18 protein-coding genes and 2 pseudogenes are annotated in these 19,826 nt (G+C 57.8%); 9 read left to right on the top strand and 11 right to left on the bottom strand.

Features of this window, described 5'->3' with window-relative positions; translation table 11 throughout:
* Positions 1-91: 91 nt before the first annotated feature.
* From ACSBQV_RS09605 to puuE, 3 genes and pseudogenes are all read left to right on the top strand, one after another.
* Positions 92-808 carry a GntR family transcriptional regulator gene (locus ACSBQV_RS09605; protein WP_099783738.1) on the top strand — a complete coding sequence of 239 codons (717 nt, stop codon included), beginning with the start codon at positions 92-94 and terminating at the stop codon, positions 806-808.
* Positions 808-1,675 (top strand): annotated as a pseudogene (locus ACSBQV_RS09600) (aspartate/glutamate racemase family protein); the annotation flags it as partial. The gene ACSBQV_RS09605 and the pseudogene ACSBQV_RS09600, both read left to right, overlap by 1 nt.
* Positions 1,644-2,498: pseudogene (gene puuE, locus ACSBQV_RS09595) on the top strand (allantoinase PuuE); the annotation flags it as partial. The pseudogenes ACSBQV_RS09600 and puuE, both read left to right, overlap by 32 nt.
* Before the next feature lie 643 nt (positions 2,499-3,141).
* Here puuE and ACSBQV_RS09590 read toward each other — a convergent pair.
* A complete protein-coding gene (locus ACSBQV_RS09590) occupies positions 3,142-4,323 on the bottom strand; it encodes a hypothetical protein (protein WP_143557049.1) in 1,182 nt (393 codons plus the stop codon).
* Between the two features lie 803 nt (positions 4,324-5,126).
* Between ACSBQV_RS09590 and ACSBQV_RS09585 the strand changes: the two genes are divergently transcribed.
* The 4 genes from ACSBQV_RS09585 (at position 5,127) to ACSBQV_RS09570 (ending at position 9,857) form a co-directional block, all read left to right on the top strand.
* Positions 5,127-5,270 (top strand): hypothetical protein, encoded by a 144-nt coding sequence (locus ACSBQV_RS09585; protein WP_162837200.1) that lies wholly within the window; start codon positions 5,127-5,129, stop codon positions 5,268-5,270.
* A 125-nt stretch (positions 5,271-5,395) separates the two neighbouring features.
* Positions 5,396-6,928, top strand: coding sequence for a glycosyltransferase family 39 protein (locus ACSBQV_RS09580; protein ID WP_069100253.1), 1,533 nt, complete (start codon positions 5,396-5,398; stop codon positions 6,926-6,928).
* Positions 6,929-7,254: 326 nt separating this feature from the next.
* Entirely contained in the window at positions 7,255-7,806 is a 552-nt protein-coding gene (locus tag ACSBQV_RS09575; RefSeq protein ID WP_033642149.1) for a flavodoxin family protein, read from the top strand.
* 602 nt (positions 7,807-8,408) lie between these two features.
* Positions 8,409-9,857 (top strand): GGDEF domain-containing protein, encoded by a 1,449-nt coding sequence (locus tag ACSBQV_RS09570; RefSeq protein WP_099783885.1) that lies wholly within the window; start codon positions 8,409-8,411, stop codon positions 9,855-9,857.
* A gap of 6 nt (positions 9,858-9,863) precedes the next feature.
* On the opposite strand, the gene ACSBQV_RS09565 is transcribed toward ACSBQV_RS09570, so the two are convergent.
* On the bottom strand, positions 9,864-10,025 hold the full coding sequence (locus tag ACSBQV_RS09565; protein WP_015376921.1) for a YnfU family zinc-binding protein: 162 nt from the start codon (positions 10,023-10,025) through the stop codon (positions 9,864-9,866).
* Between the two features lie 81 nt (positions 10,026-10,106).
* Complete coding sequence (locus tag ACSBQV_RS09560; protein WP_004940042.1) at positions 10,107-10,586, bottom strand: cold-shock protein; 480 nt, start codon at positions 10,584-10,586, stop codon at positions 10,107-10,109.
* A gap of 167 nt (positions 10,587-10,753) precedes the next feature.
* Between ACSBQV_RS09560 and ACSBQV_RS09555 the strand changes: the two genes are divergently transcribed.
* On the top strand, positions 10,754-11,263 hold the full coding sequence (locus ACSBQV_RS09555; RefSeq protein ID WP_015376923.1) for a VOC family protein: 510 nt from the start codon (positions 10,754-10,756) through the stop codon (positions 11,261-11,263).
* Positions 11,264-11,299: 36 nt separating this feature from the next.
* Here ACSBQV_RS09555 and ACSBQV_RS09550 read toward each other — a convergent pair whose 3' ends face one another.
* The 6 genes from ACSBQV_RS09550 to ACSBQV_RS09525 all read right to left on the bottom strand — a co-directional run bounded on the left by ACSBQV_RS09550 (position 11,300) and on the right by ACSBQV_RS09525 (position 17,219).
* A complete protein-coding gene (locus ACSBQV_RS09550) occupies positions 11,300-12,127 on the bottom strand; it encodes an amino acid ABC transporter ATP-binding protein (protein WP_015376924.1) in 828 nt (275 codons plus the stop codon).
* Between the two features lie 9 nt (positions 12,128-12,136).
* Positions 12,137-13,027, bottom strand: a complete 891-nt coding sequence (locus tag ACSBQV_RS09545; RefSeq protein WP_099783730.1) for an amino acid ABC transporter permease — start codon at positions 13,025-13,027, stop codon at positions 12,137-12,139.
* 30 nt (positions 13,028-13,057) lie between these two features.
* On the bottom strand, positions 13,058-13,585 hold the full coding sequence (locus ACSBQV_RS09540; protein ID WP_016928789.1) for a GNAT family N-acetyltransferase: 528 nt from the start codon (positions 13,583-13,585) through the stop codon (positions 13,058-13,060).
* A 9-nt stretch (positions 13,586-13,594) separates the two neighbouring features.
* Complete coding sequence (locus ACSBQV_RS09535) at positions 13,595-14,515, bottom strand: ABC transporter substrate-binding protein (protein WP_033642151.1); 921 nt, start codon at positions 14,513-14,515, stop codon at positions 13,595-13,597.
* A gap of 26 nt (positions 14,516-14,541) precedes the next feature.
* Positions 14,542-15,867: an LLM class flavin-dependent oxidoreductase gene (locus ACSBQV_RS09530; protein WP_042783837.1), complete on the bottom strand. Its 1,326-nt coding sequence runs from the start codon at positions 15,865-15,867 to the stop codon at positions 14,542-14,544.
* A 188-nt stretch (positions 15,868-16,055) separates the two neighbouring features.
* Positions 16,056-17,219, bottom strand: coding sequence for a M20 peptidase aminoacylase family protein (locus ACSBQV_RS09525; protein WP_099783728.1), 1,164 nt, complete (start codon positions 17,217-17,219; stop codon positions 16,056-16,058).
* A gap of 345 nt (positions 17,220-17,564) precedes the next feature.
* Here ACSBQV_RS09525 and cspE point away from each other — a divergent pair, with 345 nt between their 5' ends.
* On the top strand, positions 17,565-17,774 hold the full coding sequence (cspE, locus tag ACSBQV_RS09520) for a transcription antiterminator/RNA stability regulator CspE (protein ID WP_004940030.1): 210 nt from the start codon (positions 17,565-17,567) through the stop codon (positions 17,772-17,774).
* 57 nt (positions 17,775-17,831) lie between these two features.
* Here the strand turns inward: cspE and ACSBQV_RS09515 are convergent, their stop codons facing one another.
* Together ACSBQV_RS09515 and ACSBQV_RS09510 are read right to left on the bottom strand one after the other, a co-directional pair.
* Positions 17,832-19,022, bottom strand: a complete 1,191-nt coding sequence (locus ACSBQV_RS09515) for a multidrug effflux MFS transporter (RefSeq protein ID WP_089194379.1) — start codon at positions 19,020-19,022, stop codon at positions 17,832-17,834.
* A 6-nt stretch (positions 19,023-19,028) separates the two neighbouring features.
* Positions 19,029-19,625 carry a TetR/AcrR family transcriptional regulator gene (locus ACSBQV_RS09510; RefSeq protein WP_033642155.1) on the bottom strand — a complete coding sequence of 199 codons (597 nt, stop codon included), beginning with the start codon at positions 19,623-19,625 and terminating at the stop codon, positions 19,029-19,031.
* Between the last annotated feature and the right edge of the window lie 201 nt (positions 19,626-19,826).

The raw sequence follows: 19,826 nt of genomic DNA, 5'->3' as shown, positions 1-19,826 counted from the left end.
AGGATCCAGGCCACAATGGCTGATTTTGCATACAGAAACCGAGCGTTATGTATACGATTTTGCTATCGATAGGTGAAACCGGAGTGGGTGAATGAATACTGAACATTGTCTCCAGGCCGCGCCAGCGCTGCAGGACAAAGATGAAACCATTTATCAGGCGTTGATGACGGCGATTGTCGAGCATCAGCTGCCGCCGGGCAGCAAATTGCCGGAGGAGGCGTTGTCCGACGTGTTTGCCGTGAGCCGCACCGGCATCCGTAAGGTGCTGCAACGACTCGCCGCTGTGCAAATGGTTAGCCTGAAGCCCAAACGTGGTGCATATGTCGCCAGCCCGACGGTGGAAGAGGCGCAGGCTATCTTCCGCACGCGCGCGCTGCTGGAGGTCGCCAACCTTCCCGATATTATCGCCCGCTGTCGAGCGCCCCATCTGGCGGCACTGGAGCGCATTATTCAGCTGGAACAGCAGGTGCATGAGGCTTACGACGGCCCGGCGGCGATTCGCTATTCCGCCGATTTTCATATTCAGCTACAGGCGATCTCGGGCAATTCGGTTATCACCGACATGGTGACGCGTCTTTGCCAGCGTTCTTCCCTGGTCATCGCCACCTGGGACGCGCCGTGGCGGCAGGGGTGCCGTTGCGACGATCATCAGCAGTTGGTCGGTTTGTTGCGGGATAAAGCGCTGCAGCCTCTGAGCGACGCCCTGATGCGCCATTTTGATCATATTGTCGCCAGCCTGCGCTTTGAGCGCGATGGCGTCAGCCTGCCCGATTTTTCCCGGCTGTTCGCCGGTTACAAGGAGCCGTGATGTCTTCTGTTTGCATACAGGTTATCAACCCCAACACCAGTCAGGCGATGACCGACACCATCGCCGCCGCCGCGCGCACCGCCGCCGCGCCGGGCACCGAGATCCTGGCTGTGTGCCCGCGCGACGGGGTGCCGTCCATTGAAGGGCACTTTGACGAAGCCATCGCGGCGATCGGAGTGCTGGAACAGGTGAGGGCGGGGCGACGGCAGGGCGTTGACGGTCATGTGATCGCCTGTTTCGGCGATCCGGGATTGCTGGCCGCGCGCGAGCTGGCGCAGGGGCCGGTGATCGGCATTGCGGAAGCGGCGATGCATATGGCGTCGATGGTGGCGACCCGTTTTTCGATCGTCACCACGTTACCGCGCACGCTGATTATCGCCCGCCACCTGCTGCATCAGTACGGTTTTCATCAGCATTGCGCGGCGCTGCACGCCATTGACTTGCCGGTGCTGGCGCTGGAAGACGGCAGCGGGCTGGCGCAGGAGAAAGTGCGCGAGCGCTGCATCCGCGCTCTGAAAGAGGATGGCTGCGGGGCGATTGTGCTCGGCTGCGGCGGAATGGCGACGCTGGCGCAGGAACTGACCCGCGAGCTGCGGGCGCCGGTGATTGATGGCGTCAGCGCGGCGGTAAAAATGGTGGAGTCGCTGGTGGCGTTGGGGTTATCGACCAGCAAACAAGGGGACTTGGCCTATCCCGAAACCAAAGCGTTAAGCGGTCAATTTCAGTCGTTAAATCTATTTTAAAGGGATGAAGAATGGTCATTGTCGATGAGAATTACCCCCGTGACCTGCGAGGCTACGCCGGAGATCCGCCGCATGCGCGTTGGCCGGGCAACGCGCGAATTGCCGTGCAGTTTGTGCTCAATTACGAGGAGGGTGCGGAGAATCATGTGCTGCATGGCGATGCGGGATCGGAACAGTTTCTCTCCGATATTATCGGCGCCGCCAGCTATCCGGCGCGCCATATGTCGATGGATTCGCTGTACGAATACGGTAGCCGGGCGGGCTTTTGGCGGATCCACCGCGAGTTCAGCCGGCGTGGCCTGCCGTTGACGGTCTTCGGCGTGGCGATGGCGCTGGCGCGCCAGCCGGAGATTGTCGCGGCGATCAAAGCGGCGAAATACGATGTGGTCAGCCATGGTTGGCGCTGGATCCATTATCAACATATGGATATCGCTGAGGAGCGTGAGCATATGCAAAAAGCGGTGCAAGTGCTGGCCGACCTGTTCGGCAAAGCGCCTACCGGCTGGTATACCGGGCGCGATAGCCCCAACACTCGGCAACTGGTCGTGGAGCAGGGCGGTTTTGATTATGACAGCGATTATTACGGCGATGATTTGCCGTTCTGGAGCGAAGTGGCGTGCGGCGACGGCAGCCGTCGGCCGCACCTGATCGTTCCTTACACGCTGGACGCCAACGACATGCGTTTTGCCACCGCTCAGGGGTTTAATACCGCCGAGCAATTTTACACCTATCTGAAAGACAGCTTCGACGTGCTGTACGCTGAGGGCGAGGAGGCGCCGAAGATGATGTCGGTGGGGATGCACTGTCGTCTGCTGGGCAGGCCGGGGCGTTTTCGCGCGCTGCAGCGTTTTCTCGACTATATCCAGCAACACGAACGGGTGTGGGTCTGTACGCGGCAGCAGGTAGCGGACCACTGGCGCGAGACCCATCCGTACCCGGGAACATGACGCATGCCGGGTGGCGTTGTGTCGGCTCCACTGCGAAAACTCCGCCTGCACGTCACGTTTTCCAATACATGATACGTATGAAAGGCCGCCCTCTCTGCGCCGCTGATGTGACGGGCACGGCGTGATACCGCGCGCCTGTCGGGAGTGCTCGCGGCCATTTGAAACTGTAGGGGAGGATTTCAACAGGGGGCAGGGGATTAAAAAACCTCGCCGAAGCGAGGGTTTTGTGTACTATGTAACGCTAAGCCATTAAATTAAAAAAAGATAAGTAAGATAGACGATAACAGCAAAAGCCAATGCACTGTATCGCAGGACATCGTATCGCAAGCGGCGCTTGTTTATTCTCACGCCTCCTCCATTCAGTCAGTCTGCCAAGGGTTCGATGAACCACTATGAAATATAGATGTGAAACTCATGACGGATTTTATTTTTTTTGTATTTTGACACCCGTCGCAATGTGACGGACCTGGCATTGATGTCCAGAATGTGAAGAGGTGAGAAACACGGTTAACTAGATATGATGCTCATGGTTAGCATGAGAGTGATAACAGAGGGGCGTTGTCGGCATGGGGAGATGTCATCGCCGTTAGAACGGCGCTTATATGAGCCGGGGTTAATATCGGCTCATATAAGCGATGGGATGTTATTTAGATATAGGTGCGTTCACCCAGGTGTTAAGAGATTCGCCTGGGGATTTTCTTTTGGCGTAATATTTTTCGGTCAGAATGTAATAATAAATAGCGATAACAAAACCATCTATTGTAAAAAGTGAGACGGTAGAGGTGAAAATGATCAAAAGAATCAGATCGAAACTTTTGAAGTTCATTACCTGCAGTCCGATGGCCGCCGTGATGAAGCCGAGCACGCCCAGGTTAATAAATATGCCGTTCAGGCCAACATTAGGCGTGAAGCCTGCCCCGCCGCCACGAGAGATCAAATAATTGACCATACCCATCTTGGAGTTGTCAAAGCAGTTGTAATCATCGGCGCAGCCTAAAAAGAGACTCTTTACATCCATATACTGAATCATATAAGAGGCTGACAGTCTGTGTGCGATTGACTCATTAGGAATGTAAAAATTGGGATCGCCGATGTTTAAATAAGTGGCAAACGATACCAGCGATAAGAAAAATACGGCATAGGTGATCGTTACCGGGATCTTGTTTATTATCCGTTTTAGAGGGTAAAGTATGCCAATGATCAACAGTGAGAATGAAACTTTTGACAGGCTGCATAGAAAACCTGCAGCGAAAAGAGCATATTCTTTTTTCTTCACATTGCCTTCGCGCAGCCTTATCAAGAAAACGACGGCAAGCAGAGAGGCAAAGAACCCCGCTTCCCTGGATAAGCCAGACATGCGAGGGAAAAGAATGATAGCAAATTGGTTGCTCGACGTTTTGGTTGCGAACTGCCCCCAGATTAATTGGGAGAGGTTTTTAGGCCCCATTGCCAATGCCAGCGATTTGTCGACGAAAAATGCCGCAAACTGCATTAGGCACCATACTAGGGAAATTAAAAAGCAAAAATAGACTTTTCGAGATATTTCATTTCGCATTGTGACAAAATAGAAAATCCCTAATGCTAAGACTGCAGATTTAATTGCGATGGTAGGGTTTATTGTGATTAAGCAAACTGCCATCCAAATGAACAAGAACGCAATTGTCTTGCGACTGACTTTTTGCATTCTACTCAGGAATGTTGTGTCGGCGAAAATTAATATTATCCATAAATAAAAGGTCATTCCTGATATATATGGATTAAATGGCACTGCAATGAAAAATATTGCAATCATCCAGCGCAGTGTTTCATCATAAAAACGCTTCATGAAAAAATTCCCTTTCATAACAAGCATGCAAAAGATTTTCTGGCTAATTCTTTGAATTTATCAAACTCTATTTTACCTAGAATGGTATTGCATTGTCTGATTTGTTTTTGTTTGATGATCTATTTGGTGTTAATCACTAATAATTTATTTTATTATGGTTTTTTATTCTAAATTTAATTTGTTTTTATGTCTGATTCGGTTTTATAATCTGGTTGTTTCGCTTAAAAATTGACCGAAAAAAGCTGGCGTCAATAAGGTTAATCTGTAAGTTTGGCAATGAGCAGGGCGTTGCTGGTCATGTATGTTGTTATTTATCATGTGATTATGTTCTGGTGTTGATTGTTGTGACATATGGAAACATATTTTCTGTTTTGTGTGTGAGCATTTTCTTGCTGTGCGTGTACGGCATTTTAAAAACGCTTAAAGAAAAGTGCAGTGTTATCGCTTTTCAACATGATGCTCATTTTTTTGCTCACGAGGAGGAAGTGGCACCCGGAATGCCTACGGTGCCTGGGGGCAGGTGGAATGAGGGATATCTGCGGCGGGCTTGCTGCGTTTTCTGTATACACAATGGGGCTGACAATGGGATTTCCGGGCTTTGTGCTGGATAACGACAGAATGGATAAGCGGTTTTCTGTTCCCTTCCGCTGGCCTCGTCACTTATTGCTCTGCTATCGATGTATTTATCTGTATGCCGAAACGATGCTGTCTTGTCCGCCACGAGGCTGTTTACCCACCGCCAATTGAACCTTCGTTTATTTTGCCGCGTTACAATAGGTGAAAATTTCCCCATGGAGCCTATCGTGCGCAAATCCAGATTCTTTCTCGTGACCTTGCTGTGCCTGTGCGGCGCCGCCGTGCTGTACGTCATGGCTTACCGGGCGTTGGGGCATTACCTCAGCGACGGGGAGAAGGCCTACCCGGACATCACCGTTGAAATCCGCTGAGGGCCGTGCGCCGCCGCGGTGATTGCGCCGTTTTTTTCGCACTGATTTACCCGCCATTTACCCGCCGTCGGCAATGATGACGCTGCGTCTCCACACTGTGTGGTTCTCTTGGGCGGAATGCGGTTATGTCACTGCAACAGGTATCGAATGTTTCTTTGAGCAATAACGGCTTAAAAGGCATCGGTTACAAACATTACGCGTTGGCGATCGTGGCGTTTTCGGCGATCGTGCGGTTTATTTCCTTAACGGATCGGTATTTTTGGTGCGACGAGGCCTCCAGCGTGCTGACCAGCCGCTATGATGTGGGCGCTTTGCTGTACCATGCTTCCTTCGATGTTCACCCGCCGCTTTATTACCTGCTGCTGCATGGCTGGATGGTGCTGTTTGGCGACGGCATTATGGCGGCCCGCGCGCTGAGCCTGGTGTTCGGCGTGATGACGGTGGCGCTGGCGATGCGTTTTACCCGTTGGTTGGCCAACGAGCGGGCGGCGCTGACCGCGGGATGGCTGATGGCGATCATGCCGATGGCGGTGCGTTACAGCCAGGAGGCGCGCATGTACGCGCTGATGGGGCTGCTGGCGATCGCCGCCGCCATGGCGCTGGCGAAGTGGCTGAAAACGCCGGATAACCGCCGCTATCTGGCGCTGTATGCGCTGTTGATGACGCTGAGCTTTTATACTCACTACTTCACGATTTTCACGCTGATCGCGCACTGGCTGGTGGTGTTGGCGCTGTCGTGCCGCCGCGAAGGCGAGTGTTACATCAGGCTGCCGGCGTGGTGGGGGGCCAATGCGGCGATTGGAGTGGCCTATATTCCCTGGCTGCTGGTGCTGCTCAATCTGCTGGCGCATATTGCCGAACTGCGGGTCGGCGGCGACGTCGGTTGGATCCCTCAGGTTGCCTGGGGCGATCTGCCGGCGATGTATTGGCGTTTTCTCACCGGGCATGATGGCAGCAACTATCCCACGATCATTCTCTGGCTGCTGCCGGCGATGTTTGTCGCCTTATGTTCACTGCTGCTGTGGCGGCGCCAGATGCCGAGAAAATATGCGCTGCTGCTGCTCGGCGGCATGCTGATCCCGGTGACGTTGGTATTCGCCATTTCCTGGCGTTCGCCGCTGTTTGTCGATCGCTACCTTTATTCCGCCGCGCTCGGCATTCCGCTGGTATTGGGCGTGCTGATCGCCGGTACGAAAAGCCGGGTGCGCGGGATCTCTTTGCTGCTGTTCTTCAGCCTGCTGTTCGGCTGCGGTGTGCGCAACGACTATCCGGTCGAGAAAGATGAGTTCAAGGTGATGGTGCACTACATCAACAGTAACTATCAGCCCAACGATGCGGTGGTGGTCAGCAACATGTTCAACTACCTGAGCTATGTGTATTACAACAAGAAGGGCTATCGCGCCTTGCTGTATACCCCCGCCAGGCCCAACGGCATTTCGGGCAAGCCCAATGCCTATGGTTTCGGCACCTTTTTCCACGATCGGGCGGCGCAGACCTACGTCGATAACCTCAGCGCGTTAGCGAAAGGCCATCGCCGGGTCTGGCTGGTCAGCGGCGGGGATTTCAATCAGGACTTCGGCCGTTCGCCGCCGGGGTGGGTCAATACCGGCACCTTCAAAAGCGGCGGTTTCGAGTCGAGGCTGTTCGTGGTGCCTTGAGCGGAATGTCATATTTCCCATTCGGCGTTACATCTGGCCGAGCAAACTTACGCGGGGATGACAGTTCTATACATTGGGATTGGTACTGTAGCTCTACCCGATGATGTTGTGTGTTATCCATTCCCTGTAGTGTATTACCCCATCCCTGTTAAGTTTATCCCGCCTTGTGCGGGATTTTTTTTATCTGCGCATACCCGGCGGCGCGTAGCGCGATTTTTTTGAATAACACCGTCAGTTTTATTCAGTATTCAGCCGTTGCGCGCTTGATTAGATTGAACGCGAGATGGGCGTCGTCGGCGCCTCTGTGCAATGAGTGGAGAATTTCTATGGCGAAGACAGTAGTGGTGTTTCATTCCGGCTACGGCCATACCGAGCGTTTGGCGAAAGTGGTGGCGGAAGGCGCAGGGGCCGAACTGATCGCCATCGATCAGGAAGGCGATATCAGCGATGAAGCGTGGCAGAAGCTGGATGAGGCGGACGCCATCATCTTTGGCTCACCGACCTATATGGGCGGCCCGTCCTGGCAGTTCAAGAAATTCGCCGACGCCAGTTCCAAAGCCTGGTTCGGCCGCAAGTGGCAGGACAAAGTGTTCGGCGGCTTTACCAACAGCGCCAGCCTGAACGGCGACAAGCAGGTTACGCTGATTGCGCTGCAAACGCTGGCTTCGCAACATGGCGGCCTGTGGGTCAGTCTGGGGCTGTTGCCGGCCAACACCAAATCGGCGCAGCGTACCGATGTCAACAACCTGGGCGGTTCGGTGGGGCTGTTGGTGCAGACGCCGTCGGATGCCGGCGTGGACGAGATGCTGTCGGGCGATCTGGCGACCGCCAAGCTCTATGGCCAGCGCGTGGCGGGCTTTGCCGCCAAACTGGCGTAAGGCCTTGCCGCGTGCAGCGTTCATTTTCTCTGCACATTTGGCGTGTAAGCTGCGAAATGTTATTAGCCTGCTTGGGCTAACGCTGCATTTCGTACAAATATTCCCGGTTCCTAGGCCGGGTTTTTTGTTGCTAAGGTCTGCTTAAGCTTTCGCCGCTACACTGCATGGCAGCACAGGCATGCAATGAATGACTGTGTCGTAACTGTCGATTTGCTGTTGTTCAAGCAAGCCCGCTTTAGGCGGGCTTTTTTTGGGTTGTTATTGCACGGGTGGCCCAGTTGCAGGAAAATAATCGCGTAGTTATTCAAATATCATTCAACGAGCAATAACCACAATATTATTAATGTAATTAACGTCGTCGGCGGCCGATTACGCTTTGCGCTATGCTGTCAGCAGAGCTGAGCATTATTTTCTGACGGTATGCGGGGGAGTCCACCGCCGCCACATTAGGTTAAGAAAAGTCTGTTAATTAATTGTTAATGCTTTTTATTATTGATTTGTCTGGCTTTTTTGGTTGAAATCCGGGTTGATTATCCCTCACTGGCCGGGCGAGAGAGTATGCACATTATTATTCTGGTTATTAGCAAAATATGGGCGAGGCGATGAACGCCAGAATAAACGCCAGGCATGGCCTGCCGCTTACGGTTCAGCTCATCAATCTTTTCATGCTGGCCTTTTTACTTTCCCTGGTGGGCATTCTTAGCCGGCCGATTGGCTCGCTTTCTTTATTTTGGCCGGTGAATGCGATTCTGCTCGGCCTGCTGCTGCGCAAACCCGCTTACGCCACGCCGCTCGGCTGGCTCACGACCTATCTGGGCATGGTTGCCGCCGATCTCAGCACCGGCGAGGGCTGGTCTTTGGCGCTGTGGCTGAACGCCTGCAACATGTCGCTGATCGTCGTCGGTTACGGCATCATGCTGATGCTGCCGCAATCTCAACGGCGCATGGGTAAACCCCAGGCGATACTCTATATGTTCAGCGCCAGCCTGGCCGGTGCGGCGGTGGCGTCGACGCTGTCCGTGCTGCGCAACGATAGCCTGTACAACAACACGGTGGTGGTCGCCTGGCTGGCCTGGTTCAGCGAACAGTTTTCGACGACCCTGCTGCTGTTGCCGGTGCTGATGGCGGCGCCGCGGTTGAAACAGCTGTTGCGCATGCAGGTGCGTTGGCGCTTGAAAGGCTGCCTGCCGCTGCTGGCGCTGCTGCTGTCACTGGCGTTCAGCGTCTATATCGGCGGGCCGGGCGCGATCGCCTTCCCGATCCCGGCGCTGCTGTGGTGCGCGGTGCGCTACCAGCTGTTCCCGGTGACGTTGCTGACGCTGTTGACCGGTATGTCCGAGATCAGCAGCATATCCGCCAACCTGGTGCTGTATGAAACGCCGAACAACCATAATGCCTTCCTCGACACGTTGATGTCCGCCCGATTGGGTATCGCCATGCTGGTGATGGGGCCGCTGATCCTCGCCAGTTCCATCGCGGCCAACCGTAAGCTTATGCGGCGTCTGGAGCACAGCGCCAACCACGATTTCCTGACCGGCGTGCTGGCGCGCAGCGCGATGACGCGCAAAGCGGGCAAGCTGTTGGAGCACAAGCACCGTTCCAAAGAAGCGGTGTCGTTACTGCTGATCGATATCGATCATTTCAAGCAGATCAACGATACGCATGGCCACAGCGCCGGCGATCAGGTGCTGGCGTCGTTCGCGCACATCGTGCGGCGCGAGCTGCGGCACGATCAGCTGTTCGGCCGCTTGGGCGGGGAAGAGTTCGCCATCATGCTGCCGCGCGCGTTGGCGGCGCAGGGCGTGGCGCTGGGGGAGCATCTGCGCCGGCTGGTGGAGCAGACGGAGCTGCAGGCGGAAGGCAAGCAGACGTTGAAAATCACCATCAGCGTCGGCGTCGCCAGTTTGGCGATGAACGAGGTGAAATCGCTGGAGCAGTTGATGAACATGGCGGATATCGCGCTGTATCGCGCCAAATCGCAGGGGCGTAATCGGGTGGAGTCGTTCAACGTGGTGAACGGCAACAGCGTCGAGCATATCCTGTTCCGCTAACCGTTTTCAGCCTTGCCTGGGCTCGAAACGGGTTTCGCAATTAGGGCAAATCAATATCACGTCTTGCAGCATTGCCGCGCATTTTTGCCGGGTAACATAGCCGCATTTAGGGCAGACGATTTGGGTGGAGCGGTTGATAAAACCTTTGACGCTGCTGGAATCGGACATATCAATAGCCTGTGTCAGGTGAAAACTCACGCTAACACAGGCGACGACAAATTTCGTTGGTTATTTTCTGTACGCGGAGGCTTACAGGCTTTTCAGCGCCTTGATGGTCTCATCCATGTCGATCTCGTGCTCGGAGAAGGTATGGGTGGTGTTCTGGAAGGTGGTGATGGTCAGCATGCGCAGCGTTTGCATGGCCTGCGCCTGGTCTTCGGACTGCGGGCGAATACGGTTCATCAGCAGGCCGACCGACAGCACGGTGTTCTCTTTATCCACGTCGGCTTTGACCGGCACTTCCTTGGTGAAGGTATTGAAAGACTTGATGCTGGTGATCTTGATTCTTTCATTGGCGATGATGATGTATTTGCTGGGCGCCAACACTTTGACCGCATAAGCCGACGGGCCTTTGGTGTTGTTGGTCGGTTCGAAGGTCACCGCCGCGTTTTTCTTAATCAGCTCCGGGTTTTGCACTTTAATCACGTGAAAATAACGATTTTCTCCGTTCTCGTCGGTAATAAAGCCGAAGCCTTTGTCTTCAAAAAAAGTCGTTATCTTGCCGTTCATCGCTATTCTCACAAAAAGGTTCAATACAGCGCTTATGATAGCGCGGAATGCCCAGCAGCGACAGATTGCGCGGGCGGCATTTAGTCATGCGATAACGGCATTTAGCGGCTTCCCAGCGACATGCTATGTTCATGCTGACTGTATTCAATGCGCAAAAAGGAATAGCGATGGGCATCAAACGTCTCAATCACGCCGTGCTGTACGTCAGCGACGTGCGGCAGAGCGCCGATTTTTATCATCAGGTATTGGGCTTCAAGCTGAAGCCGTCCGACAGCCCCGATCGGGCGGTATTTACCCAGGCCGCCGACTCGGACAACGATCACGATTTGGCGTTGTTCAGCAAGAACCTGGGCCAGCAGCGCGCCGGGGTGTTTCGCGCCAACGGCGAGCCGCCGGCGGAGCATGAGCCGCCGGCCGGGCTGTACCATCTGGCCTGGGAAGTGGACAGCCTGGAAGAGCTGGAGCGCATTCGCCATCAGCTGGCCGAACGCGGCATTCTCGGATTGGAAGAGGATCACGGCGTGCACAAAAGCATTTATGGTCACGATCCGGACGGGCTGCTGTTCGAGGTGACCTGGTTTATTCCCCCGGCGTTGCTGACCGAAGAGGACAAAAACCAGCAGGGGATCCGCCCGCTGGATTTCGCCGCCGAAAAGCGGCGTTTCGCCGGCCTCTAACCTGCTCCTGCGCGGGGCGCATCGGCGCCCCGACGCTTACAGCACTTTGTTGAGGAAGTTGACGGTGCGCGGGTGCTGCGGCTGAGCCAGCACCTGTCTGGCATCGCCCTGCTCGACGATCTGCCCGTCGACCATAAACACCACCCGATCCGCCGCTTCGCGCGCAAAGCCGATTTCATGTGTCACCACCACCAGCGTGACGCCCAGATCCGCCAACCCTTTAATCACGTCCAGCACTTCGCCGACCAGCTCGGGATCGAGTGCGGAGGTCGGCTCATCGAACAGGATCACCTTCGGGTTCAGCGCCAGCGCGCGCGCGATGGCGATGCGCTGCTGTTGGCCGCCGGAGAGGTGGCGCGGGTAGGCGTCCGCCTTGTGGCGCAGCCCGACCGTATCCAGCAGCTCATAGGCCACCGCTTTCGCCCGTTCGCGGGAGTGGATCTTGTGCACCACCGGCGCTTCGATGATGTTTTCCAGCACCGTCAGATGCGGGAACAGGTTGAAGTTTTGGAACACGTAGCCGACGTTGATGCGCTGCCGGAGGATGGCCTTTTCCTTCAGCTCGTACAGCCGGTTGCCCTTGCGGCGGTAGCCGACGTAGTCGCCGTCGATGCGGATAAAGCCCTCGTCGACGCGCTCCAGATGGTTGATCGCACGCAGCAGCGTCGATTTTCCGGAGCCGGAAGGCCCGAGGATCACGGTCACGGTGCCCGGCTGCAGCGTCAGGCTGACGTCGTCCAGCGCCTTGTGTTTGCCGAAGAACTTGCTGACGTTGCTGATTTCGATCAGGCCGCGCGCCGGCACCGGGGTGAGGTTGCGTGCCGGCTGTTCGGGCAAGGCGTAATAATCAATGGCTTCAGACATGCGGGTCTCCTAACGTTTTAGCCAGCCGGCCAGTTTCTGCCAGGGCGTCGGCGGCAGTTCGCGCACCGCGCCCCGGGCGAAATAGCGTTCGATGTAGTATTGGATCACCGACAGGGCGGTGGTGATGAACAGATACCAGACGGTGGCCACCATCAGCAGCGGTATCACCTGCTGGGTGCGGTTATAGATCACCTGGATGGTGTAAAACAGCTCCGGCAGCGCCAGCACATAAACGATTGAGGTGCCTTTCGCCAGACTGATGATCTCGTTGAATCCGGTCGGAATAATGGATCGCAGCGCCTGCGGCAGAATGATGCGGAAGGTGCGGCGATAGCCCGGCAGGCCCAGCGCCGCCGCCGCTTCGTGCTGGCCGTAATCCACGCCCAGGATGCCGCCGCGGATGATCTCGGCGGTATAGGCGGACTGCACCAGCGTCAGACCCAGCACCGCCACGGCGAACTGGCCGAGGATATCGATGGTCGGGTAGCTGGCGAACACCACCGAGGTAAAGGGAATGCCCAGCGAGATGGCGTCGTACAGATAGGAAAAGTTATACAGGATGATCAGCACCAGGATCAGCGGCAGCGAGCGAAACAGCCAGATATACCCCCAGGCCAGCGACGCCAGCAGGTAAGAGCGCGACAGCCGCGCCAGGGCCAGCAGGGTGCCGAACAGAATGCTGAACAGCGTGCCGAGCAGCGTCAGCAGCAGGGTCTGTCCCAGCCCCGCCAGCACCGCCGGGGCGAAGAACCACTCGGCGAACACGCCCCATTCCCAGCGCGCGTTGCCCGCCACCGATTGCACGATGGCGGCCAGAATAAACAGCGAAAACAGCGCGCCGATCAGCCGCAGCGGATAGCGGGCGGGCACCACTTTCAAGACTTCTTGTTGTTTGGACATGTCATGTCTCCTGATACAGATAAAGGGGCCTTAGGCGATTTTCCTTTCCGACGCGCAACAACAGGCGTCTTCTGCAATCAGGCTTTTGCGGAACGGCAGGCGGCCATCGTAGGGCGGGCGGCTGTAAACCTCGCTGTCGACGGTGGGATCGAACTGCGGCTGATAACCGTTGCTCAGGTACAGGCCCACCGCTTCGGGCTGGCGAAAGCCGGTGGTCAGATAGAGCCGGCGATAACCCTGCGCCAGCGCCAGCGTTTCCAACTGCTGCAACACCCGTTGCGCCAGGCCCTGGCGGCGCAGATCGCCCCGCGTCCAGATACGCTTCAGCTCGGCGGTTTGCCCGTCATAGCGCTTGAAGGCGCCCATGGCGATCGGCGCACCGGCGCGCAGCAGCACGATGAAGGCGCCCTGCGGCGGCGCGTACAGGTCCAGCGGTTCCGGTTCCTGGTCACCAAAATAGTCGCCGTAGCGCTGACGATATTCGCCGAACAGCCCCTCGATCACCGGGGCGATCAGCGGGTCGGTCGGCAGCGTCTGAATGAAAGTGTCTTGCGTCATCGCGCGCTCCTAATCGCCCAGACCGGGCGGGTTGATTTCCGACTGCGCAAGGCGTTCGACGCTCTCGCCCCAGCGGTTGAGCACCTGATCGTACTGTCCGCCGCGGATCGCGCCGTTCAGCGCTTCATTCACCGCCTGCACCAGCCCGTTGCCTTTACGGGTGGTGACGGCGATGTGCGCCGCCTTGGGCCAACCGCCTTCCACCGTGCCCGCCAGCCGGGTACGGCCATTCAGCGCCGCTTTATAGGCGCCCAGCACGTTGGGCCCGAAATAGGCGTCGGCCCGGCCGGACTGGATCGCCAGCGTGGCGGCCGCATCGTCGGTCACGTAGATCGGCTGGAAGGGTTTGAGCCCCTGCTGCCGATTCTGCTTGTCCCACGCCAGCAAAATGGCTTCCTGGTTGGTGCCGGAGCCGACGATGATCTTTAATCCGGCGATATCGGCAGGCTGTTTGATCGTCGCTATCTTGCCGCCGGTTTTGACATAAAAGCCGAGCGAGTCAATGCGATAGGTGGCGAAGTCGAAGCGGGTTTTGCGTTCTTTGGTCACGGTGACGTTGGTGATGGCCGCGTCATACTTGCCCGAAACCACCCCCAGCGGCCAGTCTTCCCACGAGGTTTGCACCACGTTCAGTTCCAGCCCCAGGCTGTCGGCCACCAACTGCGCGATATCCACTTCGCTGCCGATAAGCCGCCGGTTGTCGGCGGCGAACAGCGCCAGCGGCGGCGTGTTGAGCGCGGCGATCGCGACGGTGAACCGGCCCGGCTTCACGAAGCGGAAATCGGCCGGCAGCTTGGCGATCGCCTGCGGGTTTTTCGGCGCATGGATAGGGGTTTCATTGGCCTGCAAATCGATGCCGGTGCCCGCCTGCGCGGCGCCGGTCAAGCTCAGCAAGGCCGCCACGAGAGCGGCGGTAACGGTTTTCTGCATAGCGGGTATTCCTGAAAACGATCTTATTATTGGGTGAATCTGTTCAACGGACGCTTCAGGCCCAGGTGCTCGCGCAGCGTATCGCCGTGGTACGCCTGGCGGAACAGGCCGCGCCGTTGCAGGACGGGGACCACCCGATCGACGAAGTGCCCGAAGGCGTTGGGCGTACCGCCGCTGATGATGAAGCCGTCGGCGGCTTCGCCGTCGAACCAGCGTTGCAGGCCGTCCGCCACCGCTTCCGGCGTGCCGCTGAACACCGGGCGCGGCGAGGCGGCTTCCAGCGCCACCTGGCGCAGCGTGAGGTTACGCTCGCGGGCGTTGCGCTTGATGGCGTCGGTGGTGCTGCGGAAGCTGTTTTGCCCCAGATCGCCGATGTCCGGGAAGGGCGCGTCCAACGGATGGCGGGAAAAGTCGTAATGTTCGAAGTAGCGGCCAAGGTAGTTGAGGGCGTTCTCGATGCTGACCAGACGGGCCGTCTCTTGGTACTGGCGCTCGACGTCCGCATCGTCGTCGCCGACGATCACGCTGACGCCCTGGAAGATGCGCAGGTCGTCCGGTTCGCGCCCCTGTTCCACCAGCTGCCGCTTCACGTCCTGGTAGAAATCCTGCGCCTGCTCCAGCGTGTCGTGATGGGTGAAGATCGCATCGGCGTGCTTGGCCGCCAGCCGTTTGCCGTCTTCGGAGGCGCCGGCCTGGAACAGGATCGGGCGGCCCTGCGGCGTGCGGCCGATGTTCAACGGCCCCTGCACCGAGAAGAACTCCCCCTGATGATTGAGGGTGTGCAGTTTCCCGGCGCGGAAAAATTCGCCGCTGGCCTTATTGCGCACGAAGGCATCGTCTTCCCAGGAGTCCCACAGTCCTTTGGCGACGTCGAGAAACTCGCCGGCGATGCGGTAACGCAGGCTGTGCTCCGGGTGTTCGGCGCGCGAGAAGTTTTTGGCCGAACCTTCCAGCGGCGACGTCACCACGTTCCAGCCCGCGCGGCCGTTGCTCAGGTGATCGAGGCTGGCGAACTGGCGGGCGACGGTGAACGGATCGCTGTAGGACGTGGAGAGCGTGCCCACCAGGCCAATTTTGTCGGTGGCGGCGGACAGCGCGGCCAATAAGGTCAACGGCTCGAAACGGTTAAGAAAATGCGGAATGGACTTTTCGTTGATATATAAGCCATCGGCGACAAAGACGAAATCGAATTTCCCTTGTTCGGCTTTTTTCGCCGAGGCGATATTAAATTCGAGGTTGATGCTGGCGTCGGCGGTGGCGTCCGGGTGGCGCCAGGCGGACATATTTCCCGAGGCGCCGTGCAGAATGGCGCCCAGCCGTAATTGCCGTTGATTATTCGCGTTGTCGCTCATCGTGATTATCCTGTCATGCGCCGAAAGGCGCGCGGTGTCTGATGCGTTCACTATTGATGAGCGCTGTCGGGATGTAAAACAACAAAACAGCATATTCAAATGTTGAAAACTGCAAATATCACGGCGAGCGAAAATAATAATCCCCGGCGCGGCATCAGCGGCGTTGGGGAAATACTATTTCACGTTATTCAGGCGTTGCTGAGGGCTTTTTTCGCTGCGGGGGTTAATTGCTGCAGCGTGCGCTCCGCCAGCAGCGAAAAATAGCGGGCGGCAGGAAAGAGGGCGCGCTCATCGGGATTGAAACGCGGATGGTGCAGGCCGAATTCGCTGGCGGAGCCGATGCTGACGAACGCGCCCGGCACGTGATGCAGATACAGCGCGAAATCCTCGCCGCCCATCTGCAGCTCCGCCTCTTCGACCCGGTAGCCGGCCTCGGCGGCGACGGTTTTGCTGAACGCCGCCCAATGGGCGTCGTTGATCACCGCCGGCGGCCCCGGCTGCCAGTGGAGTTCCGCCTGCGCGCCGAGCGCGGCGGCAACGCCGTCGATCACCTGGCGAATTTTATCCGGCACCTGGCGGCGCACCGCATCGCTGTGGGTGCGCACCGTGCCTTCCAGCTCGACGGTTTGCGGCAGCACGTTCCAGGTATTGCCGCCTTCGATGCGCGTCACGCTCACCACCAGCGATTCCAGCGAGCTGAAGCTGCGGCTGGGCAGCGTTTGCAGCGCGCCGACGATCTGGCTGGCGGTGACGATGGTATCGACACCCTGTTCCGGTTTGGCGGCGTGGGCGCCTTTGCCGGTGATGCGGATCTGGAAACGATCGACGTTGGCGTAGAACGGCCCGGCGCGGGTGGCGAAGGTGCCGGTGGGCAGCTCCGGCGCATTGTGCAGGCCAAATATCGCCGCGACGTTATCCAGCGCGCCGGCGTCGATCAGGTGTCGGGCGCCGTTGAAGGTCTCTTCCGCCGGCTGGAAGAAGATGCGCACCGTACCCGCCAGTTCGGCTTCACGCGCTTTGAGCAGGTGTGCGGCGCCGAGCATCACCGAGGTGTGAAAGTCGTGCCCGCAGGCGTGCATCACGCCGCTGTTTTGCGAACTGAAGGGCACGTCGGCGATTTCGTCGATCGGCAGGGCGTCGATGTCGCCGCGCAGCGCGATGATCGGCCCTTGGCCGCTGCCGATCTCCGCCACGACGCCGGTTTTCAGCGCCAACGGCAGAAGGCGAATGCCCGCCTCTTGCAGCCAGCGGGTCAGGCGGGCGGTGGTGGCGAATTCATGATTGGAAAGCTCCGGGTTTTGGTGCAGTTCACGCCGATAGGCGATGATCTTGTCTGCCAACTGGCTGGTCATAGGCTTGGCTCACAGTGGGAAATAAACCCTAACCCTAGTGCAGGGGCCGCCGAAGCAAAAAGACCATCTGGTTATATTTCATAGCGATTGTGTCTGCACGGCGCGTCAACGATGGGGGGAAGGGGCTGGTTTAGGCGTTTGCGCGTTGTTCGCCGGCGCAGGGAGAGGATTGACCTGGAACGGTAACTTACTGCAACCGGTGTCATTCATTTACACCGGACAACACGGATTTTTTCACTCTTTATCGGATTTCTGTGATCGCGGTGGTGGACAAAATCCTGCCTGCTTGCTGTACTGTAATCGACACAGGTTTTGTGTCTTTCATTCACGTTAAAGGTAAGTTTGATGTCTAAGATTAAAGGTAGCGTTAAGTGGTTTAATGAATCCAAGGGCTTCGGTTTCATTACTCCGGAAGATGGTAGCAAGGACGTTTTCGTTCACTTCTCTGCCATCGTTAGCAACGGTTTCAAAACGCTTGCTGAAGGCCAGCGTGTAGAATTTGAAATCACGAACGGTGCCAAAGGCCCATCTGCCGCTAACGTTACTGCTATCTAAGCTGCGTAGCTGAATTTCTTAAAACCCGCTCATTGAGCGGGTTTTTTATTGGGCGCGTTATGCGTCGCTGCGGCGGGCCAACAGGCTGAACAGCAGGATGGCGATGGCGTAGCAGCCAACGATGGTCAGCGCCATCGACAGGGCCGAGGTGCCGCCCAGCCCGGTGAGCGGCACGGCGCAGGCGCCGAGCGCGAACATGCACACGCCGATCAAGGCCGACGCGCTGCCGGCTTTGTCCCCCTGGCTTTGCATCGCCAGCGACGAGGCGGTCGGGCCAACGATGCCGATCACCGCCACCGAGAAGAACAGCGGCACCAGCAACACGACCAGCGGTGCATGCAGCGCGGCGGCCAACAGCAGCAACAGCGATGCGACGGCCGCCAGCGTTAACCCGCCCCTCAACACCCGGCGTTCCCCCCAACGTGAACTGAGACGGCTGGCCAGCTGCGCCGCAATGATCAGCCCGACGCCGTTAATGGCGAAGCACAGGCTGAACATCTGCGGGCTGAGGCCGTAGATCTGCTGCAAGACGAAAGGCGAAGCGCCGATATAGGCGAACATGCCGGCCATTACGAAGCCCTGCGTCAGGCACAGACCCATGAAATAGCGCTGGGTCAGCAACCCGCCGAGCGACATCAGCATCGCCAGAATGCCGCCCTGGCTGCGGCGCTCGACCGGCAGGGATTCGCGCAGCTTCAGCGCCGACAGGCTGAACAGCAGCACGGCGATGGCCGCCAGCACGCCGAAGATGCCGCGCCAGTTCATCACTTGCAGCATGACGCCGCCCAGCACCGGCGCGACGATCGGCGCCAGGCCGTTAACCAGCATCAGCAGGGCGAAGAAGCGGGTCAGCTCGTGGCCGGCGTACAGATCGCGGGCAATGGCGCGGGAAATCACCGCGCCGCCGGCGCCGGCGATGCCCTGGAGCAGGCGGGCGATCAGCAGTTGGTCAATGGTGGGCGCCAGCGCGCACCACAGCGAAGCGCCCAGCAGCAGGATCAGCGACAGCAGCAGCGGGCGCATACGGCCCAGTTTGTCGCTGTAAGGGCCAAAAATCAGCTGGCCGACGCCCAGGCCGAGCAGCCCGGCGGTCAGGCTGAGCTGCGCGGCGGCGGTGGAGGTATTCAGCTCGCCCGCCATTTCCGGCAGGGCGGGCAGATAGAGATCGGTGCACAGCGGCCCCAGCGCGGCCAACAGGCCAAGCACGACGGCGTACACCAGACGTTGTCTGGCTAAGTGTTTGGTCATGGGAGATTAAGATTTCCTGAACAGGTGAGAAATGGCCTGCTGATACAGATCGCGCAGCAGGGACGCATCGGCTTTTTGCGTGGTAAGGATACGGTAACCGGTGCCTTCGCTCATGACGGCGATAAACTCCACCCGCGCGGCGATCTCTTCCGCGCTGAAATCGGGATACAGCCGCTGCAGGTTGTGGCACACGTGGCGAAACAGCCGCGCCTCCGCATCGCTGAGCAGTTTGGCCACCACCGGGTTGCGCGTGGCCTCGGCGGTCACTTCCAGCATCAGCATGTGATCGGTTTCGCTCTCGCCCGGTTGCTGAAACAGCGTGCGCGCCGCCAGCGTGCCGGCGATCAGGTTGATGTGATCGCCAAGGTTTTCCAGGCGCTGCATCTTGCTGGTGATGATGCGATTGACGATCTCTTCGATAATCGCGTCTTTATTGGCGAAATAGCGATAGATTTGCCCGACGCTGAGCTGCGAGCCCTGGGCAATCTCCGCCATGCTGGCGGCATGGAAGCCGTGGCGGCGGAAGCTGGTTTTCGCCGCTTCGACGATCTGATCGCGGCGCGCCTGCACTTTGGCCTGTTTACTGTCGTTGGGGGAGAGCATCTGCCCGATCCTTTGCTGCGCGTGAGCCGGGTTCACAATTTTGGGTGTGAACGTTCATTCTCAATTGTAGTGTAACGGATGGGGAGGACGCAAGATGAACGCGCGTTGCGGGGAAAAGGTGTTTAGGCGAACAGGTAGGCGTTGATAAAGGCGGCGACGATCAGCACGCACAGCGCAACGGCGATCGCTTCGGCGGTGGTT

The organism is Serratia sp. B501, from assembly GCF_051172315.1.
Classification (GTDB): domain Bacteria; phylum Pseudomonadota; class Gammaproteobacteria; order Enterobacterales; family Enterobacteriaceae; genus Serratia; species Serratia ureilytica.
The sequence above is the reverse complement of the archived record's forward strand: the minus strand, read 5'-3'. Positions and strand labels throughout refer to the sequence as shown.